Origin of the sequence: Shinella sp. HZN7, assembly GCF_001652565.1 — a bacterium.
In the GTDB taxonomy this organism is placed as follows: Bacteria; Pseudomonadota; Alphaproteobacteria; order Rhizobiales; family Rhizobiaceae; genus Shinella; species Shinella granuli.
Map to the genome: position 1 here is coordinate 46,232 of NZ_CP015742.1, position 25,420 is coordinate 71,651.

Below are 25,420 nucleotides of genomic sequence, written 5' to 3' on the forward strand. Positions count from 1 at the left end.
AATACACCTGAACGACATGACGTCACCAGCCAACACGAACGCCCTGGAGTCCGTGAACGATGAATGCTGCCCGGAAAAGGGTGATAGCCGACCTCAGAGAGAGCATCGCCTCCCTGGAGAGCCCTGCCTCGCGAAAGGCTGGTGCGTTGCCATTTCGGGTGGCGGAGATCGACGCGGCGCTTCCGGGCGGTGGCCTTGCCTACGGCGCGCTTCACGAATTCTCGGGGGGCGGAGCCGGCACGGTCGACGGCGCGGCCGCCGCGCTCTTCGCCGCCGGCATCGCCGCGCGCACCACGGGACCGATCGTCTGGTGTCTGACGCGGCCGGATCTGTTTTTTCCGGCGCTCGCTCAGGCAGGGCTTCATCCCGATCGCGTCTATTTCGTCGAGAGCGACAAGGAGGAGGATATCCTGGCGAACGCCGAGGAGGCGCTTGCCTATGGCGGGCTCGGCGCCGTCGTCGCCGAGTTGGTGCGATTACCGATGGTGGCGAGCCGCCGGCTGCAGCTCGCCGCCGAAAAAACCGGGGCGATGGCGCTCGTGGTCCGGCGCTGGCGGCGTCCGACGGAGGCCTCCGACTATGGCCAGCCGACCGCCTCGACCACCAGATGGCGGGTGAGTGTCCTCCCCTCCGAAGAATTGCCGGTCGCCACCGTGGGAAGGGCAAACTGGCTGCTGGAATTGATGCGCGTGAAGGCGGGCGAGTGCGCTGAGTTTATCGTTGGAGCCTGTGATGCCTCGGGTCGTATCGATCTATCTACCGGACCTGCCGACCGACAGGATCAGGCGGGCCGATCCTTCGCTCCCGGTTGAACAGCCCATCGCCATGATCGCACGAAGCGGTTCCCGGCGCTGGGTCGCGGCGGCGGACGCAGCGGCGCGGCATGTCGGCGTTCACGTCGGGATGCCGGCGGCGAAAGCGCAGGCGCTCTTCCGCGACCTGATGCTCATCGATGCCGATCCCGCGGCCGATGCCGCGGCGCTGGAACGCATTACGCTATGGGCGCTGACGCAATATTCTCCGATCGTCGCGATGGACTCCCCTGACGGCATCGTCATGGACACCGAAGGCGCGGACCACCTGCAAGGCGGTGAGCAAAGCATGTTGACCGCGACGGCGAACCGGTTCCGCGCGAAATCCCTCGCCGCTCGCGTCGCCATCGCCGACACCTGGGGCGCGGCGCATGCCTGTGCCCGCGCGATCACGCGAGAAACCGTCATCGTGCCGAAAGGAGAGACGGCGCGGGCCGTCGAGCGCCTGCCTATCTCGCTGCTCCGCCTGCCGGACAACGTCGTCTCGGATCTCCGGACGCTTGGTTTTCAGACCATTGGCCAGTTGTCGGCGACGGCCCGCGCGCCCCTCGCCCTTCGCTTCGGGCCGGAAATCGGACGCCGGCTCGATCAGATGCATGGACGCATGGCCGAGCCCATCGATCCTATCCGCACGCCTGATATTGTCGAGGTCAGCAAATCCTTTGCCGAGCCGATCGGTGCTGCCGAGACTATCAACCGATATGTCGGCCTGCTGGTGACCGACCTTGTCGGCGAACTGCAACGTCGGGGGCATGGCGTTCGTCGCACCGACCTCATCGTCGAGAAGGTGGACGGCACCCGCCAGGCGGTCCGCGCCGGTACAGCCAAGCCGTCTCGCGATATCGCGTGGCTAACCAAGCTTTTCCGCGATCGTACGGAGAAAATCGAGCCCGGTTTCGGTATCGAGCGGCTGACGCTGGTCGCCGTCATGACCGAGCCGCTGGAGGAGGCCCAAAGAACATCATCGCTCGTCGAAGACCAGGTGACGGACGTCATCCCGCTGATCGACGTCTTCGCGAACCGTGGCCAGCGTGTCTATCGCGTGACGCCGGTGGCGAGCGACGTGCCGGAGCGCAGCGTGCGGCGGATCGATCCGGCAGCGGTCGCGGCCGGCGCAACCTGGGCGCAGCACTGGCCGCGGCCGGTCCGGCTGCTCGCTCGTCCCGAGCTGATCGAGGTGATCGCGCTGATGCCGGACCATCCGCCGGTGTCGATCACCTGGCGGGGCAAGCGCCGGCGTGTGAAGCGCGCAGATGGACCGGAGCGGATATTCGGGGAATGGTGGACACGCGATGCCGAATATGCGGCGGTGCGCGACTACTTTGTCGTCGAGGATGAGGCCGGCGAGCGGCTCTGGATTTACCGCTGCGGCGATGGCGTCGATCCGGCGACCGGATCGCATCGCTGGTTCATGCATGGGATCTTCGCATGAGCTACGCCGAGCTGCAGGTGACAACGCATTTCAGTTTCCTTCGAGGGGCATCGTCGGCCAATGAGCTGTTCGCGACAGCGAAGGCGCTTGGCATCTCGGCGCTCGGTGTCGTCGATCGCAATTCCCTGGCCGGCATCGTCCGCGCGCTCGAGGCATCGCGCGAGACGAACATCCGTCTCGTCGTCGGTTGCCGCCTCGATCTCCAGGACGGCATGTCGATCCTCGTCTATCCGACCGACCGCGCGGCCTACTCGCGACTGACCCGCCTCCTGACACTCGGCAAAAGCAGAGGGGGTAAGGCAAACTGCATTCTGAATCTCGATGACGTCGCACATTATGCCGATGGCTTGATCGGGGTGCTCGTCCCGGACCTGCCCGACGAGGCCTGCGCCGTGCAGTTGCGGAAGATGGCGGAGATCTTTGGCGACCGGGCCTATATGGCGCTCACGCTCCGCCGCCGGCCGCGCGACCAGCTGCGCCTGCACAATCTATCGAACCTCGCCATCCGCTTCAACGTGCGCCCGGTGGTGACGAACGACGTACTGTTTCACGATCCGGAGCGCCGCCAGTTGCAGGATGTCGTGAGCTGCATCAGGACGCACACCACCATCGATGACGTAGGATTTTCGCGGGAACGCCACGCGGATCGCTTCCTGAAACCCCCGGAGGAAATGGAACGGCTCTTTCCCCGCTATCGCGAGGCGCTAGCGCGCACGATGGAGATCGTCGCGCGTTGCCGGTTCTCGCTGGAGGAGCTGACCTATCAGTATCCGGAGGAAGCCATCGTTCCGGGCAAGGACGCGCAGGCCTCGCTGGAGCACTATGTCTGGGAAAGTGTGCCCGACCGCTATCCGGAGGGACTGCCGCCCAAGACGCTGCAGATCGTCCGGCACGAGCTCGACCTGATCAAGGCGATGCAATATGCGCCCTATTTCCTCACGGTCTTTTCCATCGTCCGGTACGCCCGCTCGCAAGGCATTCTCTGCCAGGGGCGCGGATCGGCGGCCAATTCCGCAGTCTGCTATATTCTCGGCGTCACCTCGATCGACCCGGAAACCAATGACCTGCTTTTTGAGCGTTTCGTCAGCCGGGAGCGCGACGAACCTCCGGATATCGACGTCGATTTTGAACATGCCCGGCGCGAAGAGGTCATCCAATGGATCTACAAGACCTATGGGCATGACAAGGCGGCGCTATGCGCGACCGTGACCCGATACCGCGCCAAAGGCGCCATCCGGGATGTAGGCAAGGCGCTGGGCCTGCCGGAAGACGTGATCAAGGCGCTCTCGTCGGGCATGTGGTCCTGGTCGGAAGAAGTCAGCGATCGTAACGTTCGCGAACTCAATCTCAATCCGGAGGATCGGCGTCTGGTCCTGACGCTGAAGCTCGCCCAGCAGCTCATGGGCACGCCCCGACACCTCGGTCAACACCCCGGCGGCTTCGTCTTGACCCACGACAGGTTGGACGATCTTGTGCCGATCGAGCCCGCAGCCATGCCAGACCGGCGCATCATCGAATGGGACAAGGATGACGTCGAGGCGCTCAAAATGATGAAGGTCGACGTGCTGGCGCTCGGCATGCTGACCTGTATGAGCAAGGCCTTCGACATGATCCGCGAGCACAAGGGGCGCGATCTCGACCTTGCGAAAATCGAACCGGAGGATGCGAGGACATATGAGATGATCCGCAGGGCCGATACCCTCGGCACGTTCCAGATCGAAAGCCGGGCGCAGATGTCCATGCTCCCGAGGATGAAACCCCGCACGTTTTACGATCTGGTCATCCAGGTGGCGATCGTCCGGCCCGGGCCGATCCAGGGCGACATGGTCCACCCCTACTTGCGGCGCCGCGAAGGCAAGGAACAGCCGGAATATCCGACCCCCGAACTCGAAGCAGTGCTGAGCAAGACCCTCGGCGTGCCGCTGTTTCAGGAGTCGGCGATGCGGGTTGCGATGGTTTGCGCCGGCTTTACCGGAGGTGAGGCCGACCAGCTCAGGAAGAGCATGGCCACCTTCAAGTTCACCGGCGGGGTGAGCCGGTTCAAGGAAAAGCTCGTCAACGGAATGATCGACAATGGCTACTCGGCGAAATTCGCCGAAAAGACATTCGGCCAGCTCGAAGGCTTCGGATCGTACGGATTCCCGGAATCGCATGCCGCGTCGTTCGCCCTCATCGCCTACGCCAGCAGCTTCGTGAAATGCCACTATCCGGACGCCTTCTGCGCTGCCCTCCTGAACTCGCAGCCCATGGGATTTTACGCGGCCGCGCAAATTGTGGGCGATGCGCGCAAGCATGGTGTCGAGGTGCGCCCTGTCTGCATCAACCGCTCGCGCTGGGACTGCACGCTTGAGCCAATCGGCAATAGTGAGCGACACGCGGTTCGCCTCGGCATGCGCATGGTACGCGGCCTGGCCACTGCCGATGCGGCGAAGATCGTCGCAGCCCGCGCCGACCAGCCCTTCGACAGCATCGACGACATGTGGCGGCGCTCCGGCGTGCCGGCGGCGTCTCTCGTCGAACTTGCCGAGGCCGATGCCTTCCTGCCGTCCCTCGGATTGGAGCGGCGCGACGCGCTGTGGGCCATCAAGGCGCTACGCGACGAACCCCTACCCCTCTTTGCGGCGGCGGCCGAGCGCGAAGCGCGGACGATAACCGAACAACATGAGCCCGGTGTCGAGCTGCGCCAGATGACGGAGGGGCACAGTGTCATCGAGGACTATAGCCATACGGGATTGACGCTGCGCCAGCACCCTGTCTCGTTCCTCCGCCATGATCTCGCCGAGCGGCGCATCGTCACCTGTCAGGAGGCGATGTCTGCACGCGACGGCCGCTGGCTGTTGACCGCCGGCCTCGTTCTCGTCCGGCAAAAGCCGGGCAGCGCGAAGGGGGTGATGTTCATTACCATCGAGGACGAGAGCGGTCCCGCCAACATTGTCGTCTGGCCGAAGCTCTTCGAGCGCCGGCGGCGCGTCGTGCTCGGGTCGTCGATGATGGCGATCAATGGCCGAATTCAGCGTGAAGGCGAGGTTGTGCATCTCATCGCCCAGCAGCTGTTCGACCTCTCGGTCGATTTGTCGAGCCTTTCCGAACGCGATGCCGGTTTCCGGCTTCCAGCGGGCCGCGGCGACGAATTCGCCCATGGCGGCGGACCGGATCCGCGCGACAGTCAAGCACCACCCGTCCGCCCGCGCGATATGTTCACGCGCGATCTCCACATCGACACCCTGAAGGTCAAGGCGCGCAACTTCCACTAGCCGGTGATTCATTGCCGGAGGTCGGTGGAAACCGGCGAGCCGCTACTCCAAAGCCCGCCCTCCCCCGCCAAAGCATGTATTGCCGCGCCAGCAGGGCGGGTTGGCAACACCTCCGCACCTCAGACTCACGGTGCTGCGCATCGTGAATCTTATAATCTCAATCGTGGGGATCAGATTTCTGAGGGGGGTGGCGAAGCAATGGGCGATCAATCGGCCATCCGATTTTTTCGGGCGTCCCCTCAACCATCGCAGCCAGCGCCCGCACACGATGCTGATCGTATTGGGACGGCTCCAGAGGCCGTTGACGCGGTTTTCGGACACGCGGATCAGCCCCATCCGGACGGCATCGCGGATGGCATAGCGCGCCGTGGTGCATCCGACGCCGGCGCGCGCGGCGATCTCAGGCAGCGACATATTCGATTGGCCATGGTCCGCTACCGCTCGGGCGATGACCGAAAGCACTGCGAGCTTGCTGATGGTCAGCCTTCCGGCGATGCAGGTCGGAATGATGCAGTTCTTCGCGAGCGAGCGCCGCCGCAACCAGGCCGCTGCCCGCTTGCTGTCGGGAATTGCCGGACGCCGATGGTTCGATCGGGTATCGGCGAGCGTGTGGTGACCAGTCGGCTGCCGCCAAAACGGAGGTCGCGTGCGAATCGCCTTCCGTTGGTGCTCGATGATGGGCGCGAGATATGCCATCTCGTCGTCGCCTATGAGCCCTTCTCCATTCAATATCCAGGCGGATTTGGCGCACTCGTCGATCTGCTGAAGGGTGCGCGCTGCGAGCAGGCGCGCCAATAGGTTCGGCCCATAGGCCGTCGGGGATGCGGCAAGCATGATCTCTCCTTGTTAACGGCGGCGGAGAGAAAACCCGGGCGCAAGACGCACGTATTCGTGGCAAGAAATAGCTTGCAGCGGCGGCGTCGATGTGCGAAAAAATCCGTGGCTTATAAGACTTTTGCGCACATCTTCGTGTGTCTCTCGACCCGTCTCTCCGAGGCGGGTTTTATTTTGTCTACGGCATAGGGCCTCCTCGGCTCATTCGCTGACATAGCGAGTCGCAAAGCTAATTATATTTTACGCGCGAAACAAACATAAACCTTCCCCTGCCGCGAAAACGCCGCTTTTGACTCGTGTAGGGGTTGCGCGCGACATTGGGCTTGGCGAGGGATTCGCCCCGCCCGCCACCACCTCATCGAATGAACTTGCGCCGGCCTTCGTGCGCAACGGACAGAGCGAGCCATCATCCTCCTTAACGCCGACGGCGCAGGGACGGTGACAGGAAAGGATGACCGTAAATGGCTATTGAGAATGCCGCTGAGCTTGTGAAACTGCTTGCCGACGAACTGAACCGCCGCGGAACAAAGCCCGAGGAATTCGCCGAACTGACCGGCATCTCCGAAGAGCGCCTCGAACTTCTCCAGAAAGGTGCCTGGAATCAGCTGACGCTCAGGGAAATCGCGATCATCTCGGAAACCCTTCACGTCGATTTCTGGAGGCTCTGATTACTCCTGTCGCAGCAACAGGGAGGTGGGGTGCTCGAAGGTTCCAGCCCAAAGACCGTTTCGGCCTTCCTTCGCCGCCGATTCGGCGACGGCATAGACCGACGATACCGGCGCACCCGACGGGAATACGGCGGCAAATGCAGCGCCAGAGGATATGAGCGCCGTACCGACGTCGACCGTCCTTCCATCGACCTCGGCCGCGCAGACCACAAAGGTAGCGTCATCCTTGGCGCGGCCGACCGGCTGGCAGCCGATCGAACCGGTCGAGAACAGCGCAGCAATCGACGCGATCGAACGCAGCCCGCAATCGCCCTCGTCGCCATCAGGCGAACGAAACGTCGTGCCGCGAAGGCAGGACTGGACGCCGAACAGCCTGAACTTCCGGCTTTCATAGGTCCAGGTGTCGCCGGTCTCGAAGCTGACGCCGGTCGGGAAAGAAATGGTTTGCTCCTGAGCGGCGGCAGTCGAGGCGACCAGCAAGGCGATGACCATGGAAAACTTAGTCCGCATTCTGGAAACCCATCGATCGTGAAAGAGATTGCGACGTCTCAAGGTCGGGACGGCGGGAGCGGCCGTCCTCGGTCCGCCCGATGGCCGCCAGGCCGAGGAAGACCATGCTGTCGTCGTCATTGACCGTCCTGAACGGCTCGCCATTGCCCCCGGCGAGGACGAAGCATGACGCCGGGATTGCTTCGCCGCCGGCCGACGTCAACACCAGGGTCTTGCACAGGATCACGCTGGCCCGCCTGTTGTAGACGGCGTCGGTATAGTCACGCGCCGCATCCGCGCAGCTCCATGTCTGCACTCGGTTATAGACGACGGTTTTGCTCGGGCATGCCGTCAGGCCGCGCAAGGAGATTTTCCTGCCCGCGATCGTTCGATGAACCGGGTCGTCGATCCCGACCTGTCCCTCCAGCTTCTCGACCGACCGTGCCACAAGTTTCCCGTCGGCGTCGTAGCGCTCCAGCACGAATGCCTTCCCTCCCTGCTGGGAGAATTGGCGGAGGTATTCCGGAGACGGCTCGGCATAGGGATCCTCGCCTTCCGCGAGGGTGGCGGACATACCTCCAAACAGGAGAGAACCGGCCAAGCCGATAACCTTGAGTTGTTTACGCATAGCAGCCATGGCCATTTCGGAATTGACAGGAGAATCCGGCACGAATTAACTATAGTTTATTCGTAAGCGCGGCAACCCGGATAAAACCATTGAAAACCACCCTGCTTTTTCTCCTCCTTTCGACATCGGCCATGACCGCCCAGGCGTGCGAGCCGGCCGATCCCGATCGCGTGCTGGAGCTGGTGAGGACCATCGCCACCGAGGAGGACCTGGATCCCGATCTGGCGCTCGCCGTGGTTGATGTCGAGAGTGCCGGCGGAAGGCACCAGGTCTCGGACGCCGGCGCGGTCGGCATCATGCAGCTGATGCCCGAGACTGCCTCCGACTATGGCGTCACGGACCGCTGCGATCCGGAATCGAACATCCGGGCGGGCGTCCGCTACCTCAAGAAGCTCTACGGGGAGTTCGACGATCCGCTGCTGATGCTCGCCGCCTACAATGCCGGGCCGGAGCGCGTCTATCAGAAGGGCGGCATCCCCGAGTTCAACGAAACGACCCTCTACATCGCCAAGGTCATGAACCGCTGGACGCTGAACGCCAAGGCATCGGCAGCCGCGGAGAAGCGCAGCGGAAGCAGCCTGTCCCGTAAGGAGACGGTCGCTCTCGCGCCGTCGCCCTGGCGCGAAGAGCACGTCTGGACCGCCGAATAGGGCTGCCCGAATCCCGATCCTCCCAAAATACGAAGGACATTCGAATGAGCATTTCTCCCATCACGCCGCGCCTGCGTGGCAAGGCCCGCCTTTCGTGGGCGCTGTTCGCGACCTCCATCGCGCTGGTCCCGGAATTCGCGCACGCACAGTCGGCCGTTCCAGTCGAGAACGTTCTTGACTGGGGTGTCACGGTTCTACAGGGCAACATCGCAAGATCGTGCATGATCATTGCTGTATGCGCCATGGGATTCCTGTTCCTCACCGGCCGCATGGCTTGGCAATGGGCCTTCTCGATCATCATCGGCATCGCGATCATCTTCGGTGCTGGCGAATTGGTCGACGCAATGCGTTCCTCTGCGGGGATGTGACATGCGAGACGACGCGCCCGACGTAGAGCCGCTGATCCTGCCATTGACGCGCCCGCCGTTGTATTTCGGGGTCGACATCATCGTCTTCGTGATCAACGGCATCTGCGGGATCGTCCTCTTCATCGCATCGTCAAATTTCCTGGCGCCGTTGGTCGTCCTGCCGATCCATTTCATCGCCCTCTACCTCTGCCAGCGGGACATCCACATCGTCCGCGTGGTGCAGGTCTTCCTGTCGATGCGCCGGGCGATCCGCAACCGACGCTTCTGGAAAGCGGGGAGCTACGCCCCATGAACATCGTCAATCACGACCTGAAGTTCGGCCGGGAACGCGCCCGCGATCTCGGGATCGGCACGCATGTCCCCTATCTCCGCCATGTCGACGAGGAGACGATCGTCACCAAGTCCGGCCTGCTGCTGCAGGTCATCCGGCTTTCCGGCCTACCCTACCAGACGATGGACCAGGCAGAGATCAATGCACGGCTCGCCAATCGCAATATGACGGTGCGCTCGCTCGGATCGTCGCGTTTTGCGCTCTATGCCACCATCATCCGGCGGCAGATCGTGCCCGATATCGACGGCGATTTCGACAACCCTTTCGCTGACGAGTTGAACGCCCGTTACATGGACGGGCTGAAGCACCGCACGATGTTCGTCAACGAGCTGCACCTGACAGTCATCCGGCGACCGATGACCGGACGTGCCGGCAAGGTCGACCGCATGTTCGACGTCTTCCGCATGGCCGACAACGAGGTCGAAGCACGCGGCGAGGCGCTGCGCGACCTGAAGGACATGGTCTCGGGCATTGTTGGCGATTTCCGATCTTATCGGCCGGAAATCCTCTCCTGCGTCACCCGCGACGGCGGCCTTTATTCCGAGCCAGCCGAATTCTTCGCCAAGATCCTTGCTGCCGGCGACGAGCGGACGATGCCCCTGCCCCGCATGTCGCTGGCCGACTATGTCGGAACCGGCCGGATCATGTTCGGGCGGAAAGCGGCTGAGATCTGGTCCGTGGACGGCGCGACTTCCAAGGTCGCCGCCATGGTGTCGATCAAGGAATACCCGCCGATGACGACGCCCGGCCAGCTCGACGGGCTGCTGCGCCTGCCTTACGAGTTCATCGTCACGCATTCGTTCGCGCCGGAAGACCGCACCACGGTCACGGAGGCGATCGCCACGATCAGCCGGCAGATCGCTAATTCCGACGATGGCGGTACGGCCGTCGAAGACGATATCGAGACGGCGCGCGACCGGCTGGCCTCGGGCGAGGTGATATTCGGCAAGCATCACATGACGGTCGCGGTCCTCGAGCGCGACCTGTCACGGCTGAACCGCGCCGTCGCCGATGTCACCGCCGAGCTGGCGCGCATGGGCGTGGTCGCCGTGCGCGAAGACCTCAATCAGGAAGCGGCCTGGTGGGCGCAGCTCCCGACCAATTTCACCTATATCGCCCGGCAAGGGCTGATCTCGTCGGTGAACTTCGCCGGCCTGTTCTCCGCACATAATTTCCCGTCCGGCCAGACGCACAAGGTCCATTGGGGCCTGCCGATCTCCCTGCTGGAGACCACCAGCCAGACGGCCTATTTCTTCAATTTCCACGAGGCGGACGTTGGCAACTTCACGGCTATCGGGCCGACTGGCTCCGGCAAGACGGTGGCGCTGTCCTTCCTGCTCGCCCAGGGCATGCGCGTCGAGCCGCGGCCGCGCTGCGTCTTCATCGACAAGGATCGCGGTGGCGAGATCTTCGTGCGCGCCATGGGCGGGCGCTACGAGCGGCTGTCGCCGGGCGAGCCGACCGGATTTGCGCCGCTGCAACTCGACGACACGCCCGCCAACCGCAGCTTCGGCAAGACGCTGATCTCCTATCTCGTCACGCCCTCGGACCGAGTGCTGAATGCCGAAGAGATGGCGGTGATCTCCGATGCGGTCGATAGCATCTACACCGATTTCGAGCGGCCGCAGCGGCGTCTCGACATGCTGGCGGAAGCGCTGCGCGGCCGCATGCGATCGGGCATTGGCGACCTCGCCGACCGGCTGAAGGAATGGACGACGGGCGACAAGGGCTGGCTGTTCAATAACCCGACCGACAAGCTGGATTTCGCCGGTTCGGTGATCGGCTTCGACATGACGGAGATCCTCTCCGACAAGCGCACGCGTTCGGCGGCGCTGCTTTACATGTTCCACCGCATCCAGGAGATCCTCGACGGCCGCCCCTCGATGATCTTCCTCGACGAAGGCTGGCGCTTGCTCGATGACGAGGTCTTCTCCGGCTTCATCAAGGACTGGCTGAAGACCATCCGCAAAATGAACGGCATCGTCGGCTTCGGCACGCAGTCGGCGGCCGACGTCGTGCGCTCCGACCTGCGCAATACGATCATCGAGCAGACGATGACCAATATCTTCTTCCCGAATGCGTCGGCCGATGAGGAAAGCTACCGGAAGGCGTTCGGCCTCTCGGAGAAGGAATTCCGGTTCGTGAAGCAGGCCGACAAGTCGAGCCGCACCTTTCTGATCAAACACGCCCAGGACTCGATCATCGCGCGGCTGGACCTCTCCGCGATGCCGGACCTGGTGAAGGTGCTGTCCGGACGGCCGGAAACGGTGCGCGAGTGTGAGGCGCTGCGCCAGACCTACGGCGAGGAGCCGGCCGCGTGGCTCCCGCATTTTTGTGGCTGGACGATCCCGGAGGCGACCGATGCGTAGAACGATCCTGCTCCTGCTTTCTGCCGCGCTCGTGACCGCGCCGGTGCCGGTGGCCTTCGCCGACATTCCGGTCATCGACGATGACGTGAAGGAAAAGCGTGCTGAAGACGAGGCCCACTCCAAACAGGACACCGAGACACAGACCGACCAGCTCGAAGAACAGTCGGTGACGAACTGCAACATCTCGCAGAAGGAGAAGAACCGCCGCCTCTATCGCTCGCCGGCGCAAGCCGTGAAAGAGGACGCCAAGAACGTCGAGCTGATCAAGCATTATGCCGAAAAGTACGATGTGCCGGTCGGCCTCGCCTTGTCGGTTGCGCATGCGGAATCGGGCATCTCGACCTGCTCGGGCTCGCCGACCGGCGTGAAGGGCGTGATGCAGCTGACGAAGAAGACCGGCAAGGGCATGGGCTTCGACCGCGACATCAACGAGGAGAACATCGAGGGCGGCGTCAAATATCTCGGCATGGGCGTCAACAAATGCGGCAGCACCGACTATGCCTGCCTCGCCTCCTGGTACAACGGCTCGACGGCCGCCGAGCAAAAGAACTGGGCCGGAAAGGTCGGCCGGAACCATGCGTGGTTTAATGCCTACTCCGGCGGCTCGAACATCGAGGATATCTCGTCGCCCTCGTTCTATGTCGATTACGGCTCCGGAGCGACCCGTAGCTCCAACAGCGCGGCGGCCGGCGCGGTCGACCGTGCCGTTTCGGGGATCGACGCGAGCACGGCGCGCGTCCAGGAGGCGGGTCGCCGCATCGATGCGCTGTCGGCTTCGGTCGGCGCGTCGGAGATCTATCAGGATGCCTGGGACGACAACACGCAGGCCCGCGCCGCCAATACCGAGCTGCTGAACAACCTGATCACCGCCCGCAATCTCTTCAACGAACTGCTGCAGGCGCGCATGCAGATGAACCTGTCGAAGACGTCCGAGACGGCCAAGTCCCTCAAATCCGACAACAAGGTCAATCCCTACAGCTGCGATCCGGTCATCCTCGAACAGATGAAGGTGCCACGCGAGAATTGGCCGCGCTGCGCGGTGGTCGCGGCCGCCGATGCGGAAACATCGGTCCTGTCGTCCGATGGCTCGGACGGCACGATCGGCAACAATCTTCTATCCATCCAGAATGCCGCCAACGCGGCCGATTAAGGGGGTTCCCATGAACAAACTGCTCATCGTCACTGCCGCCCTCGCCTTCTCGACGCCGGCGCTCGCCGACATTCCGGTGATCGACAACACCAATCTCGCCATCGCCAAGAAAAATGCGGAGAACACCGGCGAGATTATGAAGACCAACACCAACATCCTCGAAAAGACCAAGGAGATCCTCGGCGCGCTCTCCGGCAGCCGTGACGGCTCGATGGGGATTTCCTCGTCCGGCCTTGGCGGTAACATGTCGGTCTCGGCCGCACCGTCCTTCTCCTCGATCATGAACGGCGGCACGCTGTCCTTCGGCGGCCTTGGCTCGGATGCGCAGAATATCGCCGCGACGCTGATCAACGGGCTGCAGCTGGTGAAACAGGTCAAGGCGATCATCGAAGGCGAGGACGCCGGTGCGATGAACAATGCCTTTTCCGGCGCGGTCAACACGGTGGCGCTGCTCTCGGCGCTGACGCAGCAGGCATCGAAGGGTGTGTCGCAGCGCGAGCAATCGCTTCAGTCGGCCACCGGCCAGATCGGCTCGGCCGAAGACGTGAAGGGCTCGGTCGATGCCAACACCCGCATACAGCTGGAGACGGCGCGCACCATCAACGAGCTGATTGGCGTTTCCAACGGCGCGGTCTCCGCGCTCAATACCGAGATGCAGATGCGGCTGACCCAGCAGTCGGAGACCGCCAAGATGCTGCAATACAAAGACGTCAACCCGTTCAAGTGAGGCCGTATGAGATTGCCCGTTGCCATCATGCTCTCCGGTCTGGCGGTGCTCGCCGGTTGCCAGACCAAGGGTGAGAAGAAAGCCCCCTGCCCGCCGATCTCGGGATATGTCGAGGCCGACGACCTGTGCGGTCCGGCCATGCCGGTCAACGACGCCTTCGCGCCCGTCCTGAAGGAATAGATGGATGGCGGCGACCACGATCATCTCGGACATTTTTGCCAAGCTCGACGCCATCGGCGAGACGTTCATCAAGAACGCCTATGACGGCCTCGCGCTGCAGGTGAATGTCCTGTTCGGGTCGATGCTCACGCTTTACGTCATCTGGTGGGGCTACATGGTCCTCGCGGGCCGCGACCAGTTTTCCGTACCGGAGGCGGCCTGGCGGCTCGGCCGCGCCTTCTTCATCTATTATATGGCGACTAATTGGGGAGCATTTTCCGCCACGCTCTACCAGCTCGTCCAGGCGGTTCCCAACCTGATCTCCGACACGATCATCGAGTCGATCGCCGGCGCCGGCGGCATTCTCGATGGCGGGACCGATGACACGACGGGCGTGGTGAAGATCCTCGATGCCGTCTTCGAGACAGCCGGCAAGGTCTACGAGCAGGTCGCAACCGGCACCTTCGAATATGTTGGCGCGCTGATAGGCGCCGTGGTCTTCGTGGTCGCGATGATCTTCATCGCGGTTGCGGCGGCTGCGATCCTCGCCGCCAAGCTGATGCTGTTCATCACCCTCGCGCTGGCGCCGGTGTTCATCGTCCTGGCGCTTTACCGCTGGACCTTCCGTTTCACCGATGGATGGCTGCTGCTGATGGTCAACCTGATGGTGACGCAGACGTTGATGATGGCGTTTCTCGCCTTCCTCTACCAGCTCATCGAACTGGCCATCAACACGGCTAACAACACCGCGACGGAAAGCAAGCTCTCCTATGTCGCGCCGTTCGTGATCGTCTGCCTGCTCGGGATCGTCGTGTTCCGGTTCATCCCGTCCTTTGCGGCATCCATCGTCGGCGGCAGTGTGTTGGGGCAAGGCGATTCCGCCTTCATCGGCGGGCGACGCTCTTCTGCCTATGCCGGACGCCAGATCACCGGACGCGCAGGGATTCTGCGCGCCGGCCTCGGTCGGCGGCGCACATCGTTGGATGTTCAGGCAGCCCGCGCCCGTGCAATCCAGCGAGAAACCGAAAAGAATGGGCAACTTTAAGGTAGTCTCTCATGCTCATTCTTGGTAACTATAGTTTATTCGAAGGAGAACGGCCGTGGATCACCCCTGGCAAGATGACCGTCGGCGCATCGCCGCCATGGACGCGCAAAACCGCCTCAACGAAGAGATGGCAGAGAACGATCGCTCTGAGGCCAAGAAGGGCGGAGGTCTCGGCGTCCTGCTTTTCATCGGCGTCGTCATTTTCTTCAAACCGTTCGTTGAATATTGCATCGACCTCTACAACACGCTGGCCGGATATACGCAAAGCGTCGGCAGTACGTTCGGGTTCTGAGCGGGAAGCTTCTCCATGAAGAAAATCGCCTCGACCATGATTGCCATCGGCCTGCTGCTTCCCGGCACGGCATTGTCGCAATCGACAAGTTCGATCCTGCCCGTGCTGAATGGCGCTTATGCTCCGGCCGAAGGTGGCTGTGAAGCCGCGGCCGCTGCGTTCATCTATGTCGAGGACAAAGGCATCGGCGCGAACAAGACCGCCGGCAAGGTTCTCTCCGTCAAACGGGATGGCGGATCCTTTATCCTCGACGTGCTGTGGATCGAAGCCGGCTCTGACGAGGCGGACGGCGACCGCGACACGGTCCGGATCGATGTGAAGGACGATCGCTCCTTCTTCTTCTCGAATACGGCGTCGAAAAAAACACTGATGCGGTGGTGCAGCTAGGTCTGCGGACGGCTGCGCCGCGGAGCCGAACGCTCCAGAATCCAGGCATTTCGAGTCCCGCCTAGCGCCGTTTCGATCGGTAGAGGTAATCGCTCGGCCTGATGAGTAAACTATATTTAATTCCGCCGGGTTTGGCGGCTTATCGGAAGACCAAATGAGCAACCCAGAACAAGCCGCCAATACGCCCGAATCCCCGCCGATCGATCTTACCGCCTACTGGAAAGCCGGCGCCTCCTGGGAGGCGGAGCTTTATCGCAAGGAGCGCCGCTCGCGGAAAATCGCCTGGACGGTCGCCACCGTCGCCGGCATCTCAACGCTGCTCAGCCTCTCGGCCCTGAACCTCCTCGTCCCGCTGAAGCAGTTCGAGGCCGTGGTGGTGATCGCCGACAAGACGACGGGTTTTGTGGAGGTCGCCCGCTCGCTGAACGAGAGCAAACTCTCCGAGAACGACGCCATCAAGACGGCGAACATCGTGCGCTATATCCGGGCGCGCGAGACCTACGATCCTCGGGCGCTGAAGGACAATTACGATCTCGCCCAGCTCTATTCGACAGGCCAGGCCGCGACGGACCTGCGTCACGAGTTCGAGCCGTCGAATCCGCAATCGAAGGACAAGGTGCTCGGTCGCAACACGCGCATTTCCGTAACCATCAAGTCGGTGTCGTTCCTCAACGCCTCCACCGCGACCGTCCGCTTCTCGACAGAGACACGACGCGACAACACCCTTCGGCGCGAGCACTGGGTCTCAGTGGTCCGATTCCGGTATACGTCCGCGCCGCTGAAGAACGAATATCGCTTCAACAATCCGCTCGGCTTCCAGGTTGTCGAATACAGGCGCGACCAGGAATCGCTGCCCGAAGTGCTGCCGGCAGACAAGGCTGCGCGCTGATGCGGAAATTTCTCCTTGCCCTCACCGCCACCTCGCTGCTGGCCATGCCGAATCCCGTGACTGCCGCCGACCCGCGCATCCGCTACATCACCTTCAACAACAATGCCGTCGTCACCGTGCCGGCCGGGCTTGGCGTCTCGACCATGATCCAGCTCGGCAGCTCGGAAGTGATCGAGACGATCTCGGCCGGCGACACGGTGAGCTGGTCGATCGTCCCCAAGAAGGGCTCCGGCATACTGTTCGTGAAGCCCCTTCGCGAGAACGCCGAAACCAACGTCAACATCGTCACCAACCAGCGCGTCTATGCCCTGCTGCTGAAGGGCTCGGCGGCGGCCGACCTGCGCGCGGCATTTCAGGTGCGGTTCAAATATCCGGACGAGGACGTCAACGCCCGGCTGCTGGCGGCCGCACAGGAAAGCGCCAAGGATCCGCTCCTCAAGGATCTAGATCCAAACCGCCTGAACTATGACTATGTGTTCAAGGGCGATACCAGCCTGAAACCCCGGGTCGCCTTCGACGACGGCACGCATATGTATCTGGAGTTCCCCGGCGAAATTCCCGCCGTGTTCATCGTCGAAGGCAAGCGTCAGGAATCGCTCGTCAACCTGCGCACCCAGGGCAAATACGTCGTAGTCGACAAGATCGCAGCGCAGTTCACGCTGCGCGCCGGCGACAAGTGGCTGTGCCTTTATAACCGGCAGGCCAATCGTCAATCGTTCGACCTCATCGAGGACGCCTACGGGCCGAAGCGCCTCGGCAGCAAAGAGGAGCGCCAGCGATGAGCAAAGTCGATTTCGAGCATCTGGACGGGCAAAGCAGCGTCGCCAGCGACCGCAACGGGCGTCTCGGAAAGCTCGCCCTTCCTGTGCTGCTTCTCGTCGGGGCTGGCGTGCTCGCCTATGTCAACTGGCCTAGCGGTCCGCAGACCTCCAACCTCACCGAAGACACCGGCGAGACCTTCGAGACCTCCAACACTAGCATTCGCGATTTCCCCGATGAGCCGGTAAAACAGGCAGCCGATCCGAACCTCGTGCAAATCCCGGTCGAGGAAAAGAAGCCGGTGGACTCCGCCGCGGTCGACGTCACCGTCAACCCCGGCGACGACCTGGAAAAGCTGCGCCAGATCGAGGAAGAGCGTCGGCGCGCCGAAGAGGAGCGGCTTCGGGCGGAAGAGGCCCGCCGGCGTGCCGAAGAGGATGCACGGCTTGCCGAGCTGGAGGCAAAGCGCCGGGAGGACGAGGAGAAGGCGCGCTGGGAACGGCTGCGCTCGGAACAAATCATCGTCGACGGCTCCGGCCGCGAAAGCCTGGCGGCCGGCGACCAGTCGGTGACGATCGCCGATGACGGCCAGCTCGTCGCCGTCCCCGGCGCGGAGAGCGACGCCAACAAGGCGTTCCTCGCCCAATCGGAAAAGCAGACCGCCGGTATTGTCAAAGCGACACGCTTCGACCGCACCGATGCGCTCGTCGCCCAGGGCACGATGATCCGCGGATTCCTCGAAACGGCGATCAACACCGACCTGCCAGGCATGGTGCGCGCCGTCGTGCGCGAAGACGTCCGCTCGCTCGATGGCGGCCGCATCTTGATTCCCAAAGGCTCGCGCCTGATCGGGGAATACAAGTCCGGCCTGGCACGCGGGCAGAAGCGCATCTTCATCGTCTGGTCCCGCGTCATTCGCTCCGATGGCGTCTCCGTTGAAATCGCCTCGCCCGGCGCCGATCGGCTCGGCCGCGCCGGACTTACTGGCGAGATCGACACGCATTTCTGGGAGCGGTTCGGTTCCGCGATCATGCTGTCGGTGATCGGCGGCGCGGCGGAATATGTCTCGGCGCTCGGCGATACCGCATCGGAAAGCGCCCGCTCGATCTCGACGGTCGATCCGATCACCGGCGCGGTTACGACGATCACCACCGAGCCGAGCCGCACGGCGGCCGAAGCCCGCTCGATTGCCGCTGAGAAGTCTTCGGCCATCCTGCAGGACATTGCCAACGAAGCGTTCAAGGAAAGCTCGAAGATCCCGCCGACCATCTACGTCGCCCAAGGTGAGTCGATCGTCGTCTATCTGCGGCGCGATCTCGATTTCTCAGCCTTCTACGCCGATCCGGTCCGCCAGGAGATGATGCGGCTGAAGCGTGGGGGACAAATCCGCCGCAATGTCGATCCGACGCCCTATTATCCCGTCGCGCCGGTTTACAAATGAAGCAATACCCGTTCCTCGACAAGGCGCTGGAGCGGCTGAAGCCGTTTCTCTCGGATGAGCGCGTTTCGGAAATTTCGGTCAACCGCCCCGGCGAACTGTTCATCGAACGGCTCGGCGTCGGCGGCATGGAGCGTGTCGTCGATGCCCAGTTTTCCGCCGAATGGATACGGACGCTGAGCGAGCGCGTCGCAGGCTCCACCAACCAGGTCGTCAACGATGAGCATCCCATCCTGTCGGCGTCGCTCCCGACCGGGGAGCGCTTCCAATGCGTGTTGCCGCCGGCCGCGCCCGACGGAGGTGCGATCTCGATCCGCAAACAGGTCATCCACGATATCGGCTTGGACGTCTATAAAGAGCGCGGTGCGTTCGAGGACACCAAGGTCGGCCGCCAGCTGACGCTTTCGGCGGCCGAGGAAGAGCTTGCCGCCATGATGCAGGGCGATGTCGACGCCATGCTGTTTCTCCGGATGGCCGTGCGCTCGCGGGTTTCGATCGCCGTGTCCGGTGGAACCTCAACCGGCAAGACCACCTTTCTCAATGCGCTTCTGAAGGAAGTGCCGGACGAGGAGCGCATCGTCACGATAGAGGACACCCGCGAACTGAAGCCGATCACGCCGAACACGGTTGCGCTGCTTGCCTCGAAAGGCGACCAGGGCCGTGCCAAGGTGACGCCGCAGGAATTGCTGGAAGCCTCGCTACGCATGCGTCCGGATCGGTTGATGCTGGGCGAGCTGCGCGGCGCCGAAGCGTTCTCATTCCTGCAGGCGATCAATACCGGCCATCCCGGCTCGCTGACGACGGTCCACGCAAACTCGGCGCGCTCGGCCTATGACCGCCTGGCACTAATGGTCATGCAGAGTGGTGTCGCGCTCGAGAAGCAGGAGATCATCGACTACCTGAAGGAGGTCATCCCGATCGTCGTCCAACTGACGCGTCTTCCGGACGGCCGCCGTGTCGTCTCTGAAATCGTCTTCACCAAGGAGGGCACGTTATGAACCCGGCGATCCTGCTGTTCGGGCTGGTCGTCACCGCGGCCGTCGCTGCATTCGTTGCCTCGCTCGCCTATGCCGGCCTCTACTACGCCTTCGACAATTCGACGTCGATGTTCCAGGCGCTGCAAACCGACATGCTCGCGTCCTATCGCGCGGCGCGCCTCGATCTCGCCGCCGGCGACTGGTATCGACCGGCGATAGCGACTGTGGCAGGCCTGTTCGCCGCTTGCGCCGTGCTCCTCGCCGCCACGACGGGCAAGAAGAAGTCGACCGACGCCCGGTTCCTCAACCCGCGTGAGGCCCGCGCTCTTGGCCTCACGCGCACCGGCGGCGTGTTCGTCGGTCGGATCGGCGGCAGCCTGATCAAGGTTCCCGGCGGCTTCACGCAGCGCGGTTCCGGCCGGCGGCGCTTCACGAAGCCAATGCTGTTCGGCGGAAAAAAACTCTGGATCGATGGCGATGACGTCGGTGGTTTCGTCATCGGCCCGCCCCGCTCGGGCAAGGGCGCATCGCTGATCGTGCCGAATTGCCTGCTCTGGCCCGACAGCATCGTCGTGCTCGACATGCGCGGCGAGACCTATGAGGCGACGGCCGGCTATCGCTCGAAATTCTCCCGCGTGCTGCGCTTCTCGCCGGCCGACGAGAACGGCGACACGGAATGCTACAATCCCCTCGATTTCGTCGCCATCGATCCCGATCAGCGCGATATCGACATCAACTCGATCGCGACGGCATTGCTCCCGACGCCGAAGGGCGATGCCTACTGGATCTCCGACGCCCGCGCGCTGTTCGCCGGCGTCACCTCCTGGGTGTTGGAGAATCCGGATATTCTCGACAAGGACAAGAATCTTGGCACGGTCCTCAATGTCGTCGAAGGCGGCGACCAGCCGCTCCGCGAATGGCTGGAGCAGGTTGCCAATCCGGAGCTCCGCGCAACCTGGATCAGCTCCTTCACCTACACCACCCTGGCCCGTTTCGCCGTCATGGCCAGCAAGCAATTTGACGGGGTCTATGGTTCGCTCGCCGCGGCCGTCCGGCCGTTCAAGAACAATCGCATCTTGCGCGCGACGGCGCGGTCGACTTTCGACATCCGGGCGATGCGGCGGGAGAACATGAGCCTCTATTTGGACTTCCGTATCCAGCAGATCGCCTCGATCGGGCCGATCTTCAATGTGCTGATGGTCCAGTTCATGGATTACATGTCCCGCAACATGATGAAACGAGGCGAGCGGCGCGTGCTGGTCCTGCTCGACGAATTCCAGAACCTCGGCAAGCTGGAAAACGCGCTGACCGTCGCCACCGTCCTCGGCGGCTATGGCATTCCCTGCTGGTTCTTCGTCCAATCGCTGCGCTCGATCGACAACGTTTACACGCGCGAAGGCCGGCAAACGCTGGTCAACTCTGCCCGCGCTCAGATCTTCCTTGGCGCGCAGGATCCCGAGGATCAACGGTACGTGTCACAGCTGCTTGGTGAGCGGAAGGAAGTGACGATCGACAAGGCGGTTTCGACCGGCGTGACCCTGTTCGATCGCAAGGGCGCGACCATGTCGCACAGGACCACGATGCGGCCGCTGATGCGGCCGGATGAGTTGGGCGCGATGAACGAAACGCGGTGTATCATCAAGCTTCGCAATCAGCAGCCGATTTTTGGTCTCCGGAACTTCTATTATGCCGACGAGGAGCTTGTGAAGCGCGCATGGCAACAATTGCGGGTGCCCACGAGTAAAATTACCATTGATGAACCAAGCGACGCCGGTTTTGAGCTCTCAGAAACCGTCCCGCCCCTTACCAGGGCTTCCCACGCCAGCTCGATACCAGGCGCGAAATTTGTGGCGAATAGCGCGGTGGCTACTACGATGCAGTCGAGCCTATTGGAGACCGCACAGGTTCATAAACCGGCTTTCACCGTTGATGAGGAGCAGCATTCTGACCGACGCAACGGCGCACCCAATCCAGGCAGAAGCCCGGACTTTAAATCAGCGTTGGAAGCGAGCGCTGGCCGAAAGGCCGAAGCAGAGCAGTCGATCGAGAAGATATTGACCATATTCAACAGCTCTCCCACGAAGAAGCGAGCGGCCAAGAAGGTACAAAAAGAGATCACGTCTGCGCTCGCCGACGAATAAACCCGTTCCACACGGGTTTGCCGAGCGCGTTTTCAAATGGCAGCGATCAGCGAATGTAGCTGCCACCATTGACATCGAGCGTGGCACCATTCAGCGATTCCTGCGAGTAGCGCAGCACAAACGCGACAAGCTCAGCTATCTCAGTAGGTTCAGCCATATCTCCTATTGGAATTTCTTCTATATCGGCTTCATTGTCGTGGGCGGCAACGTTTTTCCCTGCCCTCTCCGTGCGGACCAAGCCCGGCGCGATAGACATCGCCATCACGCCCTCCCGCCCAAAGCCGTAGGCGATGGATTTGGTCAGATTGATTAGCGCGGCCTCGGTTGCGCCATGAGGAAGTACATCGGCGGCGGAGCCACGCTGACCAGCCTGGCCTGCCATGTTAACGATGCGCCCACCACCTTCGGTTCGAAAATGCTGAATCGCTTCTCTGCAAAGATCAGCCGCCGCAAAAACATTTAGCTGGAACTCCTTTTGCCAAGCTGCCTTCCAAGCCTTAGACGAAGCCTCAATAGGAATTTCCGTACGGATACCCGCATTGTTGATGACGCCGTGGATACGCCCAGCGAAAGCGACCGCTTTTTGCCATAGCGCGCACGGGCCCTCCGAATCAGAAAGGTCGGATTGCACAATCAAGCCATTGCCGCCAATCCGGGCCAGTAATAGTTCAGCCGCATGCTCGTCCTGACAATAGTGAATGATCGGGCGCGCCCCTTCCAGCGCTATACGCTCCACGATAGCCGCCCCTATGCCGCCAGATGCGCCGGTGACTAGGACCGTTTGCCCCTGCAAGGGCTTTTCCATACATAGTTCCATCTGCTGCGATCCTCTTCGATTTCAGCAGGCGCCTTGGACTACGTGAAACCACAATCGCCTGCCAAGAACTGCGCCACGTTTCCGTGAGAAAACGCCTCAATTCGGAAACGAAAGCACGACAGAATACGAAATCGAGCGAAACGAAACGAAACGTGGGCCAGTAAGTCCTTGTTGAACAACGGAAAGTTTTTCCTCCCTCCGCCAAAAGATGGGAGTGATTTCAAAGAACTATTCAAGAGACTGGCTGCGGCAGGAGCAGGACGGCCGCTAGGCGACGATGGGTTTCCCGCTGGGCCATGGACGCCGGAGTTACTCGCGGAGGCTATTTCACAGATCGATTCTAACCGAGCCGGAGTCGATCTGCGCACGGTGCAGCTTTGGTTTCAAGAGAACGAGAAGGGAGTTAGCACGGCCAACATTCGGTGGTTGGCGAGGATCTTTGGGTGCGATGATCCGACAGCAACAAGCGAATGGCAGATGGAGTTGAGTGAAGCGCAATCTCGGCTCACAGCCAGACGACGTGAAGGGAGGAAAGCCGGAAGTAGCGTAGCGATTGGAGATCCGGACATCGCGCAGGCCGCGACCGCCAACGACCAGATCGCACCCTCCGCGCGGCCAGCTCGGGATGCTGATGCTTTGAAGCTTCGTCCGCATTTGGGCTTGGCGATGAGATCAGAGGCGCTTTTTAGCAGTGGATCCCCGTTGAATTTGCCTGCCGCGGTGTTTGCGGGTGCCACCGCCCTCGGGTTTTTGTCGTACATCACCGGAGTTCACAGTGCGACCTATGATCGGTTGGACGGAGTCGCGAAGCAGGTCGGCTTCCTTTGGGCGCCGAATTGGACACTCGTCTTCATGGTGCTCCTGCCATTGCTTTTCACATTCGTAACAGAGGTGCTGGTCTTCTGGAAACTTGAGGGTCGCCTGTGTCTAGCCGCGCATTGCGATCGAGTAGAGAGCATGGATGCGTGGTCGCACAATGTGGCAAGCTCTTCTGCGACCTTCTGGGCTGTTTTCTTGGTCTGCTTGGTATTCGCTGGGGTTTTTCAATGGATAGAGGTGTGTTTGATCCCTCTCATAGGAGGCGAAGGAGACTACTACGCAACAGATTGGGCGAAAATGGCAATCGTGCGTCCGGAGATCACAACGGTTCCCGAGGCGATCCTATTCACAGGCTTCTCTTATTTATACATGTCCGTTTGCTTCTATATTTTCTTTGTTGGTCTTATCCTTCTTTACACAATTGCATATGATTTCCAGAAAATCAGCGAGAGACTCAAGGCCTCGAAGGTAGTAGATCATCGAAACGAGATGGCCGAAGTCGGTTTAAAATTGATGAATGCGATCTTTCGGTGCGCTATTTTAGGGACTCTGGTTGCCATATGCATGAAGGTCCAAAGCTCTTATCTAACATCGCCTGATCAGAACATTGTAGCCTGGTTGATCAAGGACATGTCTTCAGCGTTTCACGACAGAAAATATGTGAGTGAAGAAGGCGGCTTTGTAATGCCGACACACTACAGCAGCCTCCTCATCGTTACTTCATCCTGTATTGTATTCCTATTTGGCTCTGTTCGGATCAATGCCGGACGCCATTCTCGCGCGCGTCTTCGCAAGATGTCGGCGATCGTCTTTCTGCTAGTTGCAGGATACTTGTTGATCGGTACTTTCACTGGATTCTCGATACTCTTGAGCGTCGGTGTGTTAGGTCCTGTTGACAAAGTGGATTCCCAAATCAGCAGAAGCGTGATTCAAGACTGCTTTTTAGGAGGCAGTTTTGGCTCGCGGCGACCTGACAGATATGGAATGGCGGATCATCGAGGGGTTGTTGCCCACCGAACGCGGCAGGAAGTCCCGACCGTCGCACGATAATCGGCAATATCTGAACGGTATGCTGCATGTCCTTCGGGTCGGATGCCCGTGGCGCGACATGCATGAGCGATACGGAAAGTGGAATTCGGTCTATGTGCGCTTCCGCCGTTGGGCCGAACAAGGCGTTTGGGACGCCCTGCTTGAGACCCTCGTCGAACTGGGGCTGACGGATGACTGGCAGCACATGATCGACAGCACCACTGTTCGCGGCCATTCGCAGGCGGCGGGCGCAAAAGGGGGACTTATCAGGAGGCTTTTGGTCGATCACGCGGCGGCTTTACGACGAAAATCCACGCCCGAGCAGACGGTCAGGGCCGCCCTCTTGGCTTCGTCCTGACAGGCGGCGAGGCTTCGGACTACAACGCCGTTCCTGACTTGCTGGCGATACCGGTCGGCAAGCCGAGGTTGTTCCTCGCCGACAAAGGCTACGACGGTGACTTCCTGCGTGAAGAACTCCTGATCCACGGTATCAGGCCGGTCATTCCGCCAAAAACCAACCGAAAGAACCCGCCTGCCTGCGACTTTCGGGTTTACAAAGATCGAAACCGCATCGAGCGGATGTTCAACCGTCTCAAGCAGTTCCGGCGCGTCGCGACCCGATACGACAAGACACGAAAATCCTTCTCGGCATTCCTCGCCCTGGCAGCCGCAAAGATATGGCTGCCATACTTTGTCAACAGGACCTAGTGATCAGCGCCATCGTCCATTGGAACACCGTTTATCTTAGCCACGCCGCCGCTCATTTACGACAGCAGGGCCGGAGTATTCCCAACGAACTGCTCAAACACGTCTCGCCGCTCAGTTGGGAGCACATAAATCTCACCGGCATCTACTCTTGGGACGCTGAGCAACAGATGCCGGAGGGCTTCAGGCCCTTGCGCCTTCCTGGCCGCCTCCTGCGCGCTGCTTGATGTTCACCGTCCGTTCGAACTTAA

23 protein-coding genes and 3 pseudogenes are annotated in these 25,420 nt (G+C 61.6%); 22 read left to right on the top strand and 4 right to left on the bottom strand.

The annotated features are described in order from the left end of the window. Nucleotides 1-59: 59 nt before the first annotated feature. The 3 genes from shn_RS31170 to shn_RS31180 are packed head-to-tail and all read left to right on the top strand — an operon-like array spanning nucleotide 60 to nucleotide 5,498. Nucleotides 60-812, top strand: a complete 753-nt coding sequence (locus shn_RS31170; RefSeq protein WP_064334396.1) for an ImuA family protein — start codon at nucleotides 60-62, stop codon at nucleotides 810-812. Further along, complete coding sequence (locus shn_RS31175) at nucleotides 733-2,244, top strand: DNA polymerase Y family protein (RefSeq protein WP_064334397.1); 1,512 nt, start codon at nucleotides 733-735, stop codon at nucleotides 2,242-2,244. The genes shn_RS31170 and shn_RS31175 overlap by 80 nt, the downstream gene beginning before the upstream one ends. Beyond that, nucleotides 2,241-5,498, top strand: a complete 3,258-nt coding sequence (locus shn_RS31180) for an error-prone DNA polymerase (RefSeq protein ID WP_064334398.1) — start codon at nucleotides 2,241-2,243, stop codon at nucleotides 5,496-5,498. The genes shn_RS31175 and shn_RS31180 overlap by 4 nt, the downstream gene beginning before the upstream one ends. 42 nt (nucleotides 5,499-5,540) lie before the next feature. Here shn_RS31180 and shn_RS31185 read toward each other — a convergent pair whose 3' ends face one another. Next, complete coding sequence (locus tag shn_RS31185; protein WP_064334399.1) at nucleotides 5,541-6,332, bottom strand: hypothetical protein; 792 nt, start codon at nucleotides 6,330-6,332, stop codon at nucleotides 5,541-5,543. 461 nt (nucleotides 6,333-6,793) lie between these two features. Here shn_RS31185 and shn_RS31190 point away from each other — a divergent pair, with 461 nt between their 5' ends. Next, nucleotides 6,794-7,000 (top strand): hypothetical protein, encoded by a 207-nt coding sequence (locus shn_RS31190; RefSeq protein ID WP_064334400.1) that lies wholly within the window; start codon nucleotides 6,794-6,796, stop codon nucleotides 6,998-7,000. Here the strand turns inward: shn_RS31190 and shn_RS31195 are convergent, their stop codons facing one another. Continuing rightward, nucleotides 7,001-7,492, bottom strand: a complete 492-nt coding sequence (locus shn_RS31195) for a thermonuclease family protein (RefSeq protein WP_084438695.1) — start codon at nucleotides 7,490-7,492, stop codon at nucleotides 7,001-7,003. It lies immediately after the preceding gene. A gap of 7 nt (nucleotides 7,493-7,499) precedes the next feature. Then, nucleotides 7,500-8,126 carry a hypothetical protein gene (locus tag shn_RS31200; RefSeq protein ID WP_064334402.1) on the bottom strand — a complete coding sequence of 209 codons (627 nt, stop codon included), beginning with the start codon at nucleotides 8,124-8,126 and terminating at the stop codon, nucleotides 7,500-7,502. Between the two features lie 122 nt (nucleotides 8,127-8,248). Between shn_RS31200 and shn_RS31205 the strand changes: the two genes are divergently transcribed. The 15 genes from shn_RS31205 to shn_RS31270 all read left to right on the top strand — a co-directional run bounded on the left by shn_RS31205 (nucleotide 8,249) and on the right by shn_RS31270 (nucleotide 21,799). Next, on the top strand, nucleotides 8,249-8,767 hold the full coding sequence (locus shn_RS31205) for a lytic transglycosylase domain-containing protein (RefSeq protein WP_145926126.1): 519 nt from the start codon (nucleotides 8,249-8,251) through the stop codon (nucleotides 8,765-8,767). A gap of 44 nt (nucleotides 8,768-8,811) precedes the next feature. After that, complete coding sequence (locus shn_RS31210; RefSeq protein ID WP_064334404.1) at nucleotides 8,812-9,135, top strand: TrbC/VirB2 family protein; 324 nt, start codon at nucleotides 8,812-8,814, stop codon at nucleotides 9,133-9,135. Nucleotide 9,136: 1 nt separating this feature from the next. Beyond that, nucleotides 9,137-9,427, top strand: a complete 291-nt coding sequence (locus shn_RS31215; RefSeq protein WP_064334405.1) for a type IV secretion system protein VirB3 — start codon at nucleotides 9,137-9,139, stop codon at nucleotides 9,425-9,427. Next, nucleotides 9,424-11,835, top strand: a complete 2,412-nt coding sequence (locus shn_RS31220) for a VirB4 family type IV secretion/conjugal transfer ATPase (protein ID WP_064334406.1) — start codon at nucleotides 9,424-9,426, stop codon at nucleotides 11,833-11,835. Before shn_RS31215 ends, shn_RS31220 begins: the two co-directional genes overlap by 4 nt. Further along, a complete protein-coding gene (locus shn_RS31225; RefSeq protein WP_064334407.1) occupies nucleotides 11,828-12,985 on the top strand; it encodes a transglycosylase SLT domain-containing protein in 1,158 nt (385 codons plus the stop codon). Before shn_RS31220 ends, shn_RS31225 begins: the two co-directional genes overlap by 8 nt. A gap of 10 nt (nucleotides 12,986-12,995) precedes the next feature. Then, a complete protein-coding gene (locus shn_RS31230; protein ID WP_064334408.1) occupies nucleotides 12,996-13,712 on the top strand; it encodes a type IV secretion system protein in 717 nt (238 codons plus the stop codon). Between the two features lie 6 nt (nucleotides 13,713-13,718). Continuing rightward, on the top strand, nucleotides 13,719-13,892 hold the full coding sequence (locus tag shn_RS36680) for a hypothetical protein (protein WP_168169007.1): 174 nt from the start codon (nucleotides 13,719-13,721) through the stop codon (nucleotides 13,890-13,892). A 4-nt stretch (nucleotides 13,893-13,896) separates the two neighbouring features. After that, nucleotides 13,897-14,916 (top strand): type IV secretion system protein, encoded by a 1,020-nt coding sequence (locus shn_RS31235; protein ID WP_064334409.1) that lies wholly within the window; start codon nucleotides 13,897-13,899, stop codon nucleotides 14,914-14,916. Nucleotides 14,917-14,971: 55 nt separating this feature from the next. Then, nucleotides 14,972-15,208, top strand: coding sequence for a hypothetical protein (locus tag shn_RS31240; protein ID WP_145926127.1), 237 nt, complete (start codon nucleotides 14,972-14,974; stop codon nucleotides 15,206-15,208). A 15-nt stretch (nucleotides 15,209-15,223) separates the two neighbouring features. Continuing rightward, entirely contained in the window at nucleotides 15,224-15,595 is a 372-nt protein-coding gene (locus shn_RS31245) for a hypothetical protein (protein WP_064334411.1), read from the top strand. A gap of 154 nt (nucleotides 15,596-15,749) precedes the next feature. After that, nucleotides 15,750-16,484, top strand: coding sequence for a virB8 family protein (locus shn_RS31250; protein WP_064334412.1), 735 nt, complete (start codon nucleotides 15,750-15,752; stop codon nucleotides 16,482-16,484). After that, nucleotides 16,484-17,266 carry a TrbG/VirB9 family P-type conjugative transfer protein gene (locus shn_RS31255; protein WP_064334413.1) on the top strand — a complete coding sequence of 261 codons (783 nt, stop codon included), beginning with the start codon at nucleotides 16,484-16,486 and terminating at the stop codon, nucleotides 17,264-17,266. The genes shn_RS31250 and shn_RS31255 overlap by 1 nt, the downstream gene beginning before the upstream one ends. Continuing rightward, on the top strand, nucleotides 17,263-18,684 hold the full coding sequence (gene virB10 / locus shn_RS31260; RefSeq protein ID WP_064334414.1) for a type IV secretion system protein VirB10: 1,422 nt from the start codon (nucleotides 17,263-17,265) through the stop codon (nucleotides 18,682-18,684). The genes shn_RS31255 and virB10 overlap by 4 nt, the downstream gene beginning before the upstream one ends. After that, a complete protein-coding gene (gene virB11 / locus shn_RS31265) occupies nucleotides 18,681-19,679 on the top strand; it encodes a P-type DNA transfer ATPase VirB11 (protein WP_064334415.1) in 999 nt (332 codons plus the stop codon). Before virB10 ends, virB11 begins: the two co-directional genes overlap by 4 nt. Continuing rightward, the gene (locus shn_RS31270; RefSeq protein WP_064334416.1) at nucleotides 19,676-21,799 is read left to right on the top strand and encodes a type IV secretory system conjugative DNA transfer family protein; all 2,124 of its coding nucleotides are present in this window, start codon (nucleotides 19,676-19,678) and stop codon (nucleotides 21,797-21,799) included. The genes virB11 and shn_RS31270 overlap by 4 nt, the downstream gene beginning before the upstream one ends. A 46-nt stretch (nucleotides 21,800-21,845) precedes the next feature. Here the strand turns inward: shn_RS31270 and shn_RS31275 are convergent, their stop codons facing one another. Next, nucleotides 21,846-22,604: an SDR family NAD(P)-dependent oxidoreductase gene (locus shn_RS31275; RefSeq protein WP_064334417.1), complete on the bottom strand. Its 759-nt coding sequence runs from the start codon at nucleotides 22,602-22,604 to the stop codon at nucleotides 21,846-21,848. Nucleotides 22,605-22,784: 180 nt separating this feature from the next. Between shn_RS31275 and shn_RS35420 the strand changes: the two are divergent. The 3 pseudogenes from shn_RS35420 to shn_RS37675 all read left to right on the top strand — a co-directional run. Next, nucleotides 22,785-24,320 (top strand): annotated as a pseudogene (locus tag shn_RS35420) (RcgA family putative transporter); the annotation flags it as partial. Nucleotides 24,321-24,414: 94 nt separating this feature from the next. Continuing rightward, a pseudogene (locus shn_RS36140) lies at nucleotides 24,415-25,172 on the top strand (IS5 family transposase). Continuing rightward, nucleotides 25,166-25,396, top strand: a pseudogene (locus shn_RS37675) (Tn3 family transposase); the annotation flags it as partial. The pseudogenes shn_RS36140 and shn_RS37675, both read left to right, overlap by 7 nt. Nucleotides 25,397-25,420: the final 24 nt, after the last annotated feature.

What these genes read in the sequence shown, in the direction of transcription:
- shn_RS31170 (WP_064334396.1), top strand. Translation starts at nt 60, where the DNA reads ATGAATGCTGCCCGGAAAAGGGTGATAGCCGACCTCAGAGAGAGCATC.
- shn_RS31175 (WP_064334397.1), top strand. Translation starts at nt 733, where the DNA reads ATGCCTCGGGTCGTATCGATCTATCTACCGGACCTGCCGACCGACAGG.
- shn_RS31180 (WP_064334398.1), top strand. Translation starts at nt 2,241, where the DNA reads ATGAGCTACGCCGAGCTGCAGGTGACAACGCATTTCAGTTTCCTTCGA.
- shn_RS31185 (WP_064334399.1), bottom strand. Translation starts at nt 6,332, where the DNA reads ATGCTTGCCGCATCCCCGACGGCCTATGGGCCGAACCTATTGGCGCGC.
- shn_RS31190 (WP_064334400.1), top strand. Translation starts at nt 6,794, where the DNA reads ATGGCTATTGAGAATGCCGCTGAGCTTGTGAAACTGCTTGCCGACGAA.
- shn_RS31195 (WP_084438695.1), bottom strand. Translation starts at nt 7,492, where the DNA reads ATGGTCATCGCCTTGCTGGTCGCCTCGACTGCCGCCGCTCAGGAGCAA.
- shn_RS31200 (WP_064334402.1), bottom strand. Translation starts at nt 8,126, where the DNA reads ATGGCTGCTATGCGTAAACAACTCAAGGTTATCGGCTTGGCCGGTTCT.
- shn_RS31205 (WP_145926126.1), top strand. Translation starts at nt 8,249, where the DNA reads ATGACCGCCCAGGCGTGCGAGCCGGCCGATCCCGATCGCGTGCTGGAG.
- shn_RS31210 (WP_064334404.1), top strand. Translation starts at nt 8,812, where the DNA reads ATGAGCATTTCTCCCATCACGCCGCGCCTGCGTGGCAAGGCCCGCCTT.
- shn_RS31215 (WP_064334405.1), top strand. Translation starts at nt 9,137, where the DNA reads ATGCGAGACGACGCGCCCGACGTAGAGCCGCTGATCCTGCCATTGACG.
- shn_RS31220 (WP_064334406.1), top strand. Translation starts at nt 9,424, where the DNA reads ATGAACATCGTCAATCACGACCTGAAGTTCGGCCGGGAACGCGCCCGC.
- shn_RS31225 (WP_064334407.1), top strand. Translation starts at nt 11,828, where the DNA reads ATGCGTAGAACGATCCTGCTCCTGCTTTCTGCCGCGCTCGTGACCGCG.
- shn_RS31230 (WP_064334408.1), top strand. Translation starts at nt 12,996, where the DNA reads ATGAACAAACTGCTCATCGTCACTGCCGCCCTCGCCTTCTCGACGCCG.
- shn_RS36680 (WP_168169007.1), top strand. Translation starts at nt 13,719, where the DNA reads ATGAGATTGCCCGTTGCCATCATGCTCTCCGGTCTGGCGGTGCTCGCC.
- shn_RS31235 (WP_064334409.1), top strand. Translation starts at nt 13,897, where the DNA reads ATGGCGGCGACCACGATCATCTCGGACATTTTTGCCAAGCTCGACGCC.
- shn_RS31245 (WP_064334411.1), top strand. Translation starts at nt 15,224, where the DNA reads ATGAAGAAAATCGCCTCGACCATGATTGCCATCGGCCTGCTGCTTCCC.
- shn_RS31250 (WP_064334412.1), top strand. Translation starts at nt 15,750, where the DNA reads ATGAGCAACCCAGAACAAGCCGCCAATACGCCCGAATCCCCGCCGATC.
- shn_RS31255 (WP_064334413.1), top strand. Translation starts at nt 16,484, where the DNA reads ATGCGGAAATTTCTCCTTGCCCTCACCGCCACCTCGCTGCTGGCCATG.
- virB10 (WP_064334414.1), top strand. Translation starts at nt 17,263, where the DNA reads ATGAGCAAAGTCGATTTCGAGCATCTGGACGGGCAAAGCAGCGTCGCC.
- virB11 (WP_064334415.1), top strand. Translation starts at nt 18,681, where the DNA reads ATGAAGCAATACCCGTTCCTCGACAAGGCGCTGGAGCGGCTGAAGCCG.
- shn_RS31270 (WP_064334416.1), top strand. Translation starts at nt 19,676, where the DNA reads ATGAACCCGGCGATCCTGCTGTTCGGGCTGGTCGTCACCGCGGCCGTC.
- shn_RS31275 (WP_064334417.1), bottom strand. Translation starts at nt 22,604, where the DNA reads ATGGAAAAGCCCTTGCAGGGGCAAACGGTCCTAGTCACCGGCGCATCT.